The organism is Micromonospora sp. KC606, from assembly GCF_004348675.1.
Taxonomy (GTDB): domain Bacteria; phylum Actinomycetota; class Actinomycetes; order Mycobacteriales; family Micromonosporaceae; genus Micromonospora.
This window is the reverse complement of record NZ_SMKN01000161.1, coordinates 1-12,475: the sequence shown is the minus strand read 5'-3', so window position 1 is coordinate 12,475 and position 12,475 is coordinate 1. Positions and strand designations below refer to the sequence as shown.

Sequence of the window (12,475 nt, the reverse complement as noted above, 5' to 3'; positions counted from 1 at the left end):
GGCCGCGCGGGCGGGGCGGGTGAACGGGTGGGCCAGCCCGAGCGTCACCGGCCGGGGCAGCGGGAGCCGGGCGGACAGCCGGGCCGTCCGCCGGCCACGGCCGGGACGGGGCGTGCGTCCGACGGTGAGCGCGTCGACCGTCCGGAGTCGGCCTGCCCGCCACGCCGCCGCCCACGCGGTCAGTGCCACCAGGCCGAGCGCGACGGCGACCACGACCGCGTCGACCCACCAGGCCACGCCAACGGTCGTGGTGCCGTAGAGCTGGTCGGCGTCGGCCAGCACCGGGATAGCCAGGAGGTTCCCGGCCACGATACCGGCCGCGATGCCGGCCGCCGCCGGGATCAGCGCCTGCACCACGTATGCCCGAACGACTTGGGCGGGAGTGAAGCCGATGGCCTTGAGTATGCCGATCCGCCGCGTGCCCGTGCCGACCGCACCGGCGATCACGTTGCCGACGATGAGTACCGACATGACCACGCCGAGGGCGCCGAACGCGACCAGGAATGGCAGGAACAGCGCGGCATTGCGGTTGTTGGCCTCCTTGACGGTCAGCCATGACTGCGATCCGGTCAGCGCCTCGGTGCCAGCCACGGCGGTCACCCTGGCGCGGTTGCGGTCGAGCTGCGCGGCGGTGCTCGCCTCGGCGAAGCGGTACAACATCTGGTAGCCGCCGGCCGCGCCGGGCGCGGTCAGCCTGGCGACGTCGGATGGTGACACCCAGGCGTCGGCGGTCCGGCTGACCGACCGGGCCACGCCGACCACCGTCAGCGTCGGGCTCCCCGGCAGATCGGCGAAGCGCAGAACGGCGCCCAGCGGGGACGGCGCGACCGGGTAGTCCTCCGAGAGAACGATCTGGCCGGGGCCGGTCACCCAGCGTCCCTGGCTCAGGGGCACGTCGTCGACTCCGCCGTCCGGAGCGGCCCGACCGACGACCGTCATCGGTGCCAGTTCCCGGTCGGCTGCGTCGCGTGGCGCGGCGGAGACGGTCGGGAACGGACCGGCCGCCTCGGTGACACCGGTGGCTTTCGTGGATGCCGAAAGCCGCGCCGGCGTGGTCTTGGCGGCGTCGAACTGCGCGGTCAGGTGCGCGCCGTGTTGCTGAGCGAACGCCCGGTCGAACGGCCCACTGGAGGCCACGATCAGCGCTCCGCCGAGCACCGACGCGGTTACCGCGATCATCGTGGCCAGCCCGATCACGATCGTCTGCACCCGGCGGCGGCCAACGCCCGAGCGGACGACGCGGCCTGTCGCGCTCATCGGACCCGCCCCGCCGTGACAGTCCTGACATCTGTGACGACCTGGCCGTCCACGAGCCGGACCAGGCGAGTCGCGCAGGACTCCGCCAAGGCCAGGTCGTGAGTGACCAGGACGATGGTCTGACCGTCGGCGTGCAGGTCCCTGAACAGCCGCTTGACGTCTTCACCGGAGGCGGTGTCCAACGCGCCGGTTGGTTCGTCGGCCAGCAACAGTGTCGGGCGGTTCATCAGCGCCCTGGCCACCGCGACGCGTTGCCGCTCGCCGCCGGAGAGCCGGCCAGGGTAGGCGGTGGCGTGGCGGGCGACGCCGAGCGTGCCGAGCAGCTCCGCGGCGCGGCGGTGAGCGGCAACGCGCGCCATGCCGGACAGCTGCGCGGGCAGGACGACGTTGTCAATGACGGTCAAATCGTCGAGCAGGTTGAAGAACTGGAACACCATGCCGATCTTGTCTCGCCGGTAGCGGGCCGAGCCGGCTTCGTTCAGCTTGTCCACGCGGACGCCGGCCACGGTCACGGTGCCGCCGCTCGGCCGGTCCAGACCGGCGATCAGGTTGAGCAACGTGGACTTGCCGCTCCCGGACGGCCCGAGGATCGCGACCGCCTCGCCTGGCGCGATGCTCAGCGACGTGTCGTACAGCGCGGGCGGCCCTTCGTCGTACCTGCGGCTCACGTTGCGCAACTCGATCATCGGCACGGGCATGCTCGTCTCCCTCGGCTCGCTGCTGTGACGGGGACCGACGCTAGGTGCGCGGGAAACCGGACACATCGGTCCGTCGAGCGATCTTCAACGGCGCCGCGGGATGAGGGGGCCGCAGTCATCCTCGCGGCCTAGGCACCCAGCATGAGTTCGGTCGATCTCCAGGCCGATACCGCCGACGATCGTGCGCGGCCAGAATGGGCCGGTGACGAACGTGGCAACGATGACGCACCAGCTGCGGACCCGGCTGAAGCAGTTGCCGCAGGTGTCCGATCCGGTGCCGAAACCGTCCCGGCGCAGCCAGGCGTTCGACGCGATCCTCGCGCTGGGCGTCGGTCTCGTCGCGATCCAGGCGAGCTATGGCGTGTATCCCACGCCCGCCCTCGAACCCGACACGTCGAACCCTCCCCTGCCAGACCCGCCGGCGTCCCCGATCTCGCTGGAGACACCGGAGAGGCTCGGGATGGAGCTTCCGGCGATAGCGCACCATGAGATCGAGTGGGCGATCGTGATGCTCGTGATCGCGGCGCCGTTGGTGGCGCGCCGCCGGTACCCACTGGCGATGCTGTGGGTCGTGATGGGCACGGCCGCGGTGGTGTCGATGTTGACGGACGACCGCGCCACGCTCCGGTTCTCGTTCTACGCCTGCGTCATCGCCGCGTACGGCGCTGCGGTCTACAGCCCGTACCGGGTGCCCGCGCTGGCGAGTCAATTCGTGGCGGCACTGTGGTACAGCCAACTCCAGTCGTCAACGCTGTCCACCGTCTCCACCGAGGCCGTCCCGTTCCTGGTCCTGATCCCCATCGCCGTCGCGACCGACGGGCTACGCCGATGGCGGCGCCGTGCCGACGAGGAACGCGCGCGGACCACCGCGCTGGAACACGATCGGGACAAGGTAGAACGCCGCGCCGCCGAACAGGAACGCGCCCGCATCGCTCGCGAGCTGCACGACGTCGTCACCCACAACGTCAGCATGATGGTCATCCAAGCCGGCGCCGCCCGCAAGGTCATGGCGGCCGACCAGGACGAGGCACGCCAGGCGCTGCTCGCGGTCGAGGCCGGTGGCCGGACGGCGATGTCCGAACTGCGCCATGTCATGGGGCTGCTGACGATGAACGCCGCCGGTTCCGACCTGGCGGGCACCGCTGACCTCGCGCCACAACCCGGCCTGGACCGGCTGGACGCCCTCGTCGCGGGCGTGCGAGCCAGCGGAGTGCCGGTCGAGCTGACTGTGGCCGGGCAACGCCGTCCCCTGTCGGCCGGCATCGAGCTGGCGGCCTACCGGGTGGTGCAGGAGGCGCTGACCAACATCGTCAAGCACGCCGGTGGCGCATCCGCCACCGTCGCCGTCGAGTACGGAACCGGTCTGCTCAGCGTAGAGGTCACCAACACCGCCTGCGCGCCGTGCGCCTCGGCCGCTACGGCCGGTGGACGCGGGCTGATCGGGCTTCGGGAACGCCTCGCCGTCTACGATGGAACGTTGCACGCCGGGCCCTGCCCCAGCGGCGGCTACCGCGTCCACGCACACATCCCCCTGGAGGCTTCGTGACCTCACCGGTACGCGTCGTGGTCGCCGACGATCAGGCGTTGGTCCGCGCCGGCTTCCGGATGATCCTGAAAGGTGATGGCATCGACGTGGTCGCCGAGGCCGCCAATGGCGTCGAAGCGGTCGACGCGGTCCGGCGTACCCGCCCCGACGTGGTCCTCATGGACATCAGGATGCCGGAGCTGGACGGCTTGGAGGCCACTCGACGCATCCTCACCGACGCCACCGCCGGGCCGAGCGTCATCATGTTGACCACCTTCGACCTCGACCAGTATGTGTACGCGGCGCTGACCGCCGGCGCGAGCGGCTTCCTCCTGAAGGACGTCAGCCCCGAACACCTGGTCGCTGCGGTCCGGTTGGTCCGCACCGGCGACGCGCTCCTCGCTCCGGCGATCACCCGCCGCCTTGTCCAACGGTTCGCCCGCCGCGACACCGACACAACCGCGATCCCTCGCGACCTGAGCACCCTGACGGCCCGCGAACTCGAAGTTCTCCGACTGCTGGCCGAGGGCCTGAACAACGCCGAACTCGCCGGTCGCCTCACCGTGTCCGAAGCGACCGTCAAGACCCACGTCGCCCACATCCTCGCCAAACTCGGACTCCGTGATCGCGTCCAAGCCGTCGTTCTTGCCTATCAGACCGGGCTGATGAACCCGACAACACCGGAGTAGCGTCCGGTCGACGCGCCCTGCACCGAGTGGCGAGTCTTGCCCGACATGATTGGCTGATGCCGATCGTTTTCCTGTCGCGAACCCCATTCGTCGCCTCCAGGTCGGGGACGCTCCGGTCAGCCGGGGCCACTCCATCCCCGTCGACCTCGGCTTGGAACCCTCGCCCCCACCCGCGCGGCTTTCAACCGCAGCGCCAACGGGGTCTGGCTCACCGACGCGGTCCCGCCCGGCTACCTGGCCTGACCGCCAGGCTGCTCCCCGTGCCCGCTGTCGCGCCGATGCGCCTGCCGGCGGGTCCGCAGGACGCCGCCGGCAGGCGTCGGTCACCCGAGCCGGCGCGTGCGCCGGCCGGACGGCATCACAGGGTGGTGCAGACGGTGCCGTTGAGACGGAACGTGGTGGGCAGGACGTTCGGACCGCTGTAGGCGCCGACGAAGCCGGCGCTGGTGCTGCCACCGGGGGCGATCTTGCGGTTGTCGTTGGTGTGGGTGACCGTGACGGTGGTGCCGACCTGCTCCCAGTTGCCGCTCCAGCCGCTGCTGACCTGCTGCCAGCTGGTCGGCCAGGTCCAGGTGAGCGTCCACCCGTCGATGGTGTTGACGCCGTTGTTGATGATGTCGACGCCGCCGATGTAGCCGTTGCCCCAGTCGTTGTTCTTGCTGAAGCGCACGGCGCAGGTGCCGCCGGTCGGGTTGCCGGTGACGAAGGTCAGCGGCGGTGAGGACCAGGAGACCCGCCCGGCGGTGTCCCGGGCCAGCACGTTGACGGTGTACCGGGTGCCCGGGGTCAGGTTGCCGACCGTGAACGAGCTGCCGGTCGTCTCGCCGAGCTGCTCGCTGACCGCCCCGTTCTGCCGGTACACCTCGTACTTGACGGGCGGGCCGGCCGCGGGCGGCAGCGCGGGCCAGAAGATGGTCGCGCTCCGGTCGGTCACCGCGCTGACAGCGGGCGTGCGAGGCGTGGCGGGCCCGCCGGTGGCCACCTCGGCCGGGCGCACCACCAGCGTGGTCAGCGAGTACGCCGGCAGAGTCCGGCTGGTCGCGCTGCCCCCCTGGCCGGTGGTGATGCCGCTGGCCCCGTTGGTGAGGGTGTGCACCGTCGGCGCGGCGGCCGACGGGGTGAACCCGGCGTAGTCGATGGTGATCGGGTGCGCGTTGTCCGGGTCCTTGTTCACCAGCAGCACCGCGAGGTCCCCGTTGCGCCGGCGTACGGCGTGCGCGGTGACCAGCGGCTGGTCGGTGCCGGACCGGACGAACTGGTTTCCGGGCTGGGCGAACAGGTTCATCATGGACAGCCCGTGGTACGGCGCGAACGGCGTGTTCAGCGGTGGCTGGCAGACCGACCCGTCGGCGGCGCAACCACCGCTGGAGAGCATTCCGTAGTCGCCGTAGTCGGTGTGCCCGGCCACCTCCGACACCTTGTCGAATCCGTTGTGCACGTTCCACCACTGGACCGTGAACACCCCGTTCTCCAGCAGCCCGCTGTAGGCGTCGGCCAGGAACAGCGCGCCCGGCTGGGTGTTGCGGCCCTGTTCGACGTTGAGTTCGGTGAGGCTGATCCCGATGCGGTCGGCGTTCGGGCCGGCGTACCGGGCGAGCTGCTGGCGCAGCTGCCAGACCGCGTCGGGGATGTGGTTGATCCGCGCCAGCGACTCGACGGCGGTGCCGCCCGGGTACCAGTGCACGTCGACGAAGTCGATCTTCGGGCCGGCGACGGAGAGCACGGTCTGGTTCCACGGGCCCGGGTCGGCGCCGGCGGTGATCCCGTCGGGCCAGTTGCCGGGCATGGTCAGCACCGCGCCGACCTTGATGCTCGGGTCGACCGCCTTCATCGCGTCGGCGTACTCGACCACCAGGTTCGCGTAGTACGACGCGCTCTTGTCGGGGTGGTGGTCGGCCTCCCAGGCCGAGCCGTAGTGACCGTTGCCGTAGTTCTCGTTGCCGATCGTCCACCATCTGGCGCCGTAACCCTTGGTCACGTTGGCGTACCGCACCCAGTCGGCGGCCTCGGCCGGGGTGCCGGTGCCGTAGTTGGCGATGATCATCGGCTGGGCGCCGACCCGTCTGGCCCCTGCCATGAACGTGTCGAAGTCGGTGCCGGGGGCGACGTACCCGCCGGGCGCGGTGTGGTCCTTCCAGTGGTAGATGTCGGCGTACGAGCCGCCCGGGTAGCGCAGCATCCGGACGCCGGCCGCCCTCAGCAGGTCCGACGTCTCGTCGGTGCCGAGGTTTGCGTCCCAGATGGCGTGGTTGACGCCGAGCGCCGTGTCCGGCACGGTCGCCAGACCGGCCCGCGCGTTCACGGTCACCGCCACCGGCGCGGCGGCGGCACTGGCAGTCGGCGGGTTGCCGGTGAGGAGGCCGGCGGCGAGCAGCAGGCTCGCCGCCACTGCCGTCCGGCGGCCGCGGCGGGCCCGTGGTCGATCCGGCGGCACGACGTGCCGGGAGCGCGCGGGGGTGGTCGCAGTGTTCATGGCGGGTTCCTTCGCGTCAGGTCACGACAGGGATCGCCCGACCGGTGGCGAAGGGATCACGCCGGGACAGATGGCGGGCGGAGTCAGGGACGGACTGGTCGACTGCGCGATCGCAGGTGTGTCTGTCGCCCCCCGGGGACGCCCGGGTGCCCATGGGCGACCGTCAGCCCCCGCGCGGGGCAAATTGATCGGCGGTTCAGAATCCCACACGGTTCGACGGCTCCTCAAGCGGCCGGATGGCTGACCACATTGTCGCTGGTCGATCCCTTGAGGGTGTGAGAGATCACACGATATCCTGCTGCACGGGAGCGAAGGGCACGCTCCGGTGAGCGGTTGGCGGCCGGTCCACGTCGCCGAGGGGCAGATCGTCACCGGCGGCGAGGGCGACACCACACCTCATGTGAAGGCGGGAGCCGCGGTGTCTCCGGCCGGCACGAGCACCGCGACCGCGCGCGGCACCACGTCACCCCTCGTCGGGCGAGCGGCGTCGCGTATCCGGCGCCCTCATCCCCTCACCTACTGCGGATCTTTGCTCCCGTCGGTGCGACCTTCCGCGCGATCTCCGTCGAGGCCCACCCGGGCGGCCACCCGCCACGGTCCACCCGGCACATCCATCCACCTCCGAAAGGATTCGGAATGCCCCGGACAACCACAGCGCGCGCCATCCTCGCGGCCGCGGCCGCCGGTCTGCTCGCCGCCGGGACGGCCGTCGTCCTGCCGGTCCAGGCCGCCGCCCCGGCCTGCTCGGTCACCTACCGTGTCACCTCCCAGTGGAGCGGTGGCTTCGGCGCGGACGTCGCCATCACGAACCTGGGCGACGCGGTCAACGGCTGGACGCTCACCTGGTCCTACGGTGCCGGACAGGCGATCACCCAGGCGTGGAACGCCACCGTCGCGCAGAGCGGGGCACAGGTGACCGCGAGAAACGTCAGCTACAACGGCGCCATCGCGACCAACGCCAGTGTCTCGTTCGGCTTCAACGGCTCCTGGTCCGGCAGCAACCCGGTCCCGACCAGCTTCAGCCTCAACGGCACCGTCTGCGGCGGGGCGAACCCGGGACCGACCACGCCTGCTCCCACCTCGCCGGGTGGTGGCCTGCCGAGCAGCTTCCGGTGGAGTTCCACCGGAGCATTGGTCGGCCCGAAGGCCGACGGCCGGAACATCGCCGGGATCAAGGACCCGTCGGTGGTGTACCACAACGGTCGATACCACGTGTTCGCCAGTACCGCGAAGTCGTCGGGCTACAACCTGGTCTACTTCAACTTCACCGACTGGTCGCAGGCCGGCTCGGCGCCGTTCCACTACCTCGACCAGGCCCCGCTCGGGACCGGCTACCGGGCGGCGCCGCAGGTGTTCTACTTCGCCCCGCACCGGCTGTGGTATCTGGTCTACCAGACCGGCAACGCGTCATACTCCACCAACCCCGACATCAGCAACCCCAAGGGGTGGACCGCGCCGAAGCACTTCTACAGCGGCATGCCGGACATCATCCGAGACAATATCGGCAACGGTCACTGGGTCGACATGTGGGTGATCTGTGACAGCGCCAACTGCCACCTGTTCTCCTCCGACGACAACGGGCACCTCTACCGATCCCAGACCAGTGTGGCCAACTTCCCGAACGGGATGAGCCAGCCGGTCATCGCGATGCAGGACGCCAAGAAGACCCGGTTGTTCGAAGCCTCCAACGTCTACCGGGTGGGTGACCGCTACCTGCTCCTGGTCGAGGCGATCGGCAGCGACGGCCGCCGCTGGTTCCGCTCCTGGACCTCCAGCAGCATCGCCGGCCCCTGGCAGGCGCTCGCCGCCGAGGAGAACACCCCGTTCGCCCGGGCCAACAACGTCGCCTTCAGCGGCACCGCGTGGACCAGGGACATCAGCCACGGCGAGCTGATCCGCAGCGGCAACGACCAGACCCTCCCCATCAGCCCCTGTCGGATGCAGTTCATCTACCAGGGCATGGACCCCAACGCCGGCGGCGAGTACAACAACCTGCCCTGGCGCCTCGGCCTGCTCACCCAGACCAACTCCACCTGCTGACCGGTACTCTCTCCCCCCGGTGGCCCCGACGGTCGCCCTGGCGACACCGGGTCGGGTCCGCTCAGGTCCTCGGGGCGTGCGACCCGTCCGGGCCACACCCTCGCACCCGGCCCCTCGATGCGAACTGTCGGCGAGCGGGTCGGGTCGAGTGTCATACGAGGTCATCCAGGCTGCTGGCGTTCTACTCGGGTCGGTTCGGCTGGCACGGTTGCTGTACTTCGCTGCTGTACTTCACCGGGTGCGTCGACGCTCAGACCACCCCGAGGGTCATGGCGAGTTGGATGATCGTCGTGGGGGCGTCCGGGGCGCGGGCGACCTGTGCGACCACCTTCCGGGCCGCTGGCCGGTGGCGTACCTCAGCCGGTGCGATGCTCTCGGCCCGGACCAGGACTCGGGACGCGTTGGCGGGGTCGTCGGTCTGGAGGTAGGCGCGAGCAGCGTCGATCAGGTGTGCGGCCCGATGTTCGACCGGCAGCCACCGCCACCTGTCCCGGCCGGTCGCTTTCTCGTGCCAGGCGACCGCCTCCCGCCCGTCACCCAGCGCGACGGCGGCGGCGACCCGGGCCAGCTCGACGGCAGTCGGCCCGAACCCGGTCCGATGATGGTCGTGCCCGTCGCCAACCCGAGCAGCCATCTCGGCCGCCTCGTCCAGCAACTCGACCGTCGCACGGTCGTCGCCGGCCCTGGCTGCCATCAACGCGGCCTGCACGAGCAATGATCCGCACAGCGACAGCTCCTGCGGTGGACCGGCGTCGAGGTCGTACGGAGCGATCCGGTACGCGGCGGCCAGCATCACCGACCTCGCGCCCGTCGATGCCCGCAACACCTGGCCGAGCTGCACCGCTGCGGAAGCCACCAACACTCGATCGCCGGTCGCGGCGGACATGGCCCGGTCGGCGGCCAGCCAGGCAAGGTTAGCCTCGTCCAGCTTCACCAGCAGCGCCGCCGTCACCCGGTACGCCTCCACCACCGCCACCGGACCCGCCCCGGGGTCCTGCGCGTGAGTGCGCTGAACGTCGGCCAGCAGCTTCGGCAGCAACTCGACCAATTGCGGATACCGCGCGTGCTGGTAGGTGGTCCACGCGTGCCCGATCTCCCGGACCAGACAATCAGCCGGCACCACCGGCCGGGGCGCGGCTGGACGGCCGAGCGCCACCTCGTACGTCGACAGCGCCGCCCGGATCCGCACGATGCCCTTGCCCCACTCGGCAGCATCGGCGGGCTGGGCGTCGCGTCCGAGCAGCGTTGCGGCATCGACCCCTAGGACGGCCGCGATCTCCCGGATGGTCGACACCCGCTCCAGCGACCGGACCCCGCGCTCGACCTTGTCCACCCAGCTCTTCGACTTGCCGAGACGATCGGCGAAGGACTGCTGCGACAGCTTTCGCCGAGCCCGCAGGTACGCAACCCGCCGTCCGATCGGAACAGGGTCACCGTTCACGACGCCACCGCCGATCCGGTATCGCGCACGTCGTCTCCTCCGCCGGTATGCGCTCCGCCTCGGCCTGGGCGAGCAAACGCCGTTTGGCCGCCTCCCGCTCCGCCGCCTGCACCCGCTCTCCTGTGCCGTCGCCCGGGGCGTGGTCGCTCATCCCTACCTCCGCAGTGCTTCCGCTCCTGCCATGTGTGGGATCTACTCTGGTGACCGCGCGACTACTCTCGGAAGCACCTCAGACCTTTCAGGACCTTTCACAGGGGACCCGATGGATGACCTCGGAGCGCAATTGAGGCAGGCTCGTGTCGAGGCAGGCGTGACGCTAGCCTCCATCGCGGCCCGTACCTGCTACTCGGCCTCGCACCTGAGCAACGTCGAAGCGGGACGCCGGACCGCGACGCCGGACATCGTGCTCGCCTACGCGCGAGCGTTGGGAGACGCGGACGTGAGACGCAGAGACCTCCTCGCCGCCGCCACCATCGGTCCGATCGCCGCCAACGAACTCATCCGTCACGGCTTCACCGCCGCACTGGCAGGCCACCGCGACAGCGCCGACCGCTGGCGTGACCGCGTCGACCAGTACGGCCGCGACTACATGGAGATCGGCGCAGAATACCTGCAAGCCAGACTCGCCAACGACCTCGTCGTTATGCAGCAACAGCTCGACAGCCCGACCATGTGGGCCACCGCCGCCCGCGCCCTGACAACCTACGGCAAGACGACCAAGGACCCGACCGAGGCGATAGGCTGGTACGACACCGCCCGCATCGCCGCCGACCGCTCCGACGACCTCGCCGTCCGAGTCTGGGTACGCGGCCGAGCCGCCATCGCCCTGGCCTACGAAGGCGCCGCACTCCCCATCGCCCAGCGCTACGCCGACGAGGCGATCGCCCTGTCCGACCGACCCTCGCTGGGCCGCCTTCAAGCGCTGATGGCCCGCGCACACGTCGCCGCCGCACGAGGCGACACCGCCTCAGCCATCACCGCCGACGAAGACGCACAGCGCGTTTTCGACCACACCGCCTCACCCGACGACGAGATTTCCGACGCCGCCGTACCCGCCTGGCGCATGGCCACCTTTCGCTCCATGCTCTACGCCCGACTCGGCATCGTCCGCCCCGGCGAACAAGCCCAAACCGACGCCGACCGCCTCCGCCCCGCGACGCTGACCCGCTTCGCCACCCACATCGACCTGCACCGCGCACTCACGATGGCCAAAGCCGGCGACCGCACCGCAGGGCTGGCACACGCCCGACGCGCATGGGCAGCCCTACCAGCAGACCGCCGCTCACAAACCCTCGAACTCGTCCTACGCGAAGTCGAGACAGCCGCCCGCCAGCGACGCTGACCCACCAGCAGGCGTGACCCCTCCCTTGTTAGTTCTGAGCGCTCCATCCGGGAGGGTCCGTCCGCGTCTGCGGCCCGCGGGCGACTGTCCGCGCCCGGCCACTGCCGGCTGTTCGTCTGGAAGGACTGACGCCGGCCGCGCCGAGGACTGGACGACAAGGGTGCAATCACGCCCAGGTCGCCTCGGAGGCGACCGAAACGGCTCTCACCCGGCTCGGCGAGCATGACGGACGCGCTCCGGCTCCCCCTACGGGTAGGGCTGGACCAGCAAGAGATCACCGGCGTCTTCGGCGAGCCCACCGGCACAGAGAGATTCGTGCGGGATCGAGTCACCCTCGTCTTCCGCATCGGCGCTGCCGAGTCCTACGAACTGAGTTGCACGGTGCACGAGGAGCATGGCCTGATCTACCTCACGATGCACCCCACACCGCTGCCGGATCAGCTCGCGGCCAACCCCATCGCCCCTGCGGTCGACGATTGTTGTACTTCACCGCTGTACAAGATCGAAAAGGCCGCCTCCGACGGGCGGAGACGGCCTTTGACCTGGGATGGAGCTGTGGGGAATCGAACCCCTGACTCCGTCGATGGTTTCGGGTTGGCTGTGGTCGGGCCGTCGCTGGCCGTCGCTGGCCGGCAGTGACTGGTCGCCGCTAGCCGGTCTGGCAGGCGGTGCCGTTGAGCCGGAAGTCGGTGGGCGGCGGGTTGCCGGTGCCGTAGCTGCCCTGGAGGCCGAAGCCGGCCGTGCCGCCCTGCGGGAGGTTGCCGTTCCAGGCGACGTTGCGGGCGGTGACCGTGGACCCGGACTGGCTGACCTGGGCGTTCCAGGCGTTGGTGACCCGCTGGTCGGCCCCGAACGACCAGGTCAACGTCCACCCGGTCACCGCCGGCCCTCGGTTGGTGATCCGAACCTCGGCGGTGAACCCGCCGGTCCACTGGTTGACCGTCCAGGAGACCAGGCACTGTGCCGGCGCGGTCGTGGGCGGTGTGGTGGTGGGCGGGGTCGTGGTGGGC

At 70.4% G+C, this 12,475-nt stretch carries 12 protein-coding genes; 6 read left to right on the top strand and 6 right to left on the bottom strand.

Annotation, left to right across the window (positions count from 1 at the left end):
* Both E1193_RS23615 and E1193_RS23610 read right to left on the bottom strand, forming a co-directional pair.
* Positions 1-1,257, bottom strand: a 1,257-nt coding sequence (locus tag E1193_RS23615; RefSeq protein WP_132185373.1) for an FtsX-like permease family protein, incomplete at its 3' end; no start/stop codon positions are given.
* Positions 1,254-1,892 (bottom strand): ABC transporter ATP-binding protein, encoded by a 639-nt coding sequence (locus E1193_RS23610; protein ID WP_243707849.1) that lies wholly within the window; start codon positions 1,890-1,892, stop codon positions 1,254-1,256. The genes E1193_RS23615 and E1193_RS23610, both read right to left, overlap by 4 nt.
* Between E1193_RS23610 and E1193_RS33385 the strand changes: the two genes are divergently transcribed.
* From E1193_RS33385 to E1193_RS23600, 3 genes are all read left to right on the top strand, one after another.
* Positions 1,816-1,983 carry a hypothetical protein gene (locus E1193_RS33385; RefSeq protein WP_243707850.1) on the top strand — a complete coding sequence of 56 codons (168 nt, stop codon included), beginning with the start codon at positions 1,816-1,818 and terminating at the stop codon, positions 1,981-1,983. The genes E1193_RS23610 and E1193_RS33385 overlap by 77 nt on opposite strands.
* A gap of 174 nt (positions 1,984-2,157) precedes the next feature.
* Positions 2,158-3,501 carry a histidine kinase gene (locus E1193_RS23605; protein ID WP_243707848.1) on the top strand — a complete coding sequence of 448 codons (1,344 nt, stop codon included), beginning with the start codon at positions 2,158-2,160 and terminating at the stop codon, positions 3,499-3,501.
* Positions 3,498-4,169: a response regulator transcription factor gene (locus E1193_RS23600; protein ID WP_132185371.1), complete on the top strand. Its 672-nt coding sequence runs from the start codon at positions 3,498-3,500 to the stop codon at positions 4,167-4,169. Before E1193_RS23605 ends, E1193_RS23600 begins: the two co-directional genes overlap by 4 nt.
* Positions 4,170-4,527: 358 nt before the next feature.
* Here E1193_RS23600 and E1193_RS23595 read toward each other — a convergent pair whose 3' ends face one another.
* Positions 4,528-6,642 (bottom strand): cellulose binding domain-containing protein, encoded by a 2,115-nt coding sequence (locus E1193_RS23595; RefSeq protein WP_132185370.1) that lies wholly within the window; start codon positions 6,640-6,642, stop codon positions 4,528-4,530.
* Positions 6,643-7,278: 636 nt separating this feature from the next.
* Here E1193_RS23595 and E1193_RS23585 point away from each other — a divergent pair.
* Complete coding sequence (locus E1193_RS23585) at positions 7,279-8,682, top strand: non-reducing end alpha-L-arabinofuranosidase family hydrolase (RefSeq protein ID WP_207922824.1); 1,404 nt, start codon at positions 7,279-7,281, stop codon at positions 8,680-8,682.
* Between the two features lie 250 nt (positions 8,683-8,932).
* Here E1193_RS23585 and E1193_RS23580 read toward each other — a convergent pair whose 3' ends face one another.
* Positions 8,933-10,123 carry a helix-turn-helix domain-containing protein gene (locus E1193_RS23580; RefSeq protein WP_243707847.1) on the bottom strand — a complete coding sequence of 397 codons (1,191 nt, stop codon included), beginning with the start codon at positions 10,121-10,123 and terminating at the stop codon, positions 8,933-8,935.
* On the bottom strand, positions 10,113-10,274 hold the full coding sequence (locus E1193_RS32065; protein ID WP_165945813.1) for a hypothetical protein: 162 nt from the start codon (positions 10,272-10,274) through the stop codon (positions 10,113-10,115). The genes E1193_RS23580 and E1193_RS32065 overlap by 11 nt, the downstream gene beginning before the upstream one ends.
* A gap of 111 nt (positions 10,275-10,385) precedes the next feature.
* On the opposite strand from E1193_RS32065, the gene E1193_RS23575 reads away from it, so the two are divergent.
* Both E1193_RS23575 and E1193_RS23570 read left to right on the top strand, forming a co-directional pair.
* Positions 10,386-11,465, top strand: coding sequence for a helix-turn-helix transcriptional regulator (locus E1193_RS23575; protein ID WP_132185368.1), 1,080 nt, complete (start codon positions 10,386-10,388; stop codon positions 11,463-11,465).
* Positions 11,466-11,687: 222 nt separating this feature from the next.
* Positions 11,688-12,104 carry a hypothetical protein gene (locus tag E1193_RS23570; RefSeq protein ID WP_132185367.1) on the top strand — a complete coding sequence of 139 codons (417 nt, stop codon included), beginning with the start codon at positions 11,688-11,690 and terminating at the stop codon, positions 12,102-12,104.
* Positions 12,105-12,114: 10 nt separating this feature from the next.
* On the opposite strand, the gene E1193_RS23565 is transcribed toward E1193_RS23570, so the two are convergent.
* Positions 12,115-12,475, bottom strand: a 361-nt coding sequence (locus E1193_RS23565; protein WP_207922823.1) for a cellulose binding domain-containing protein, incomplete at its 5' end; no start/stop codon positions are given.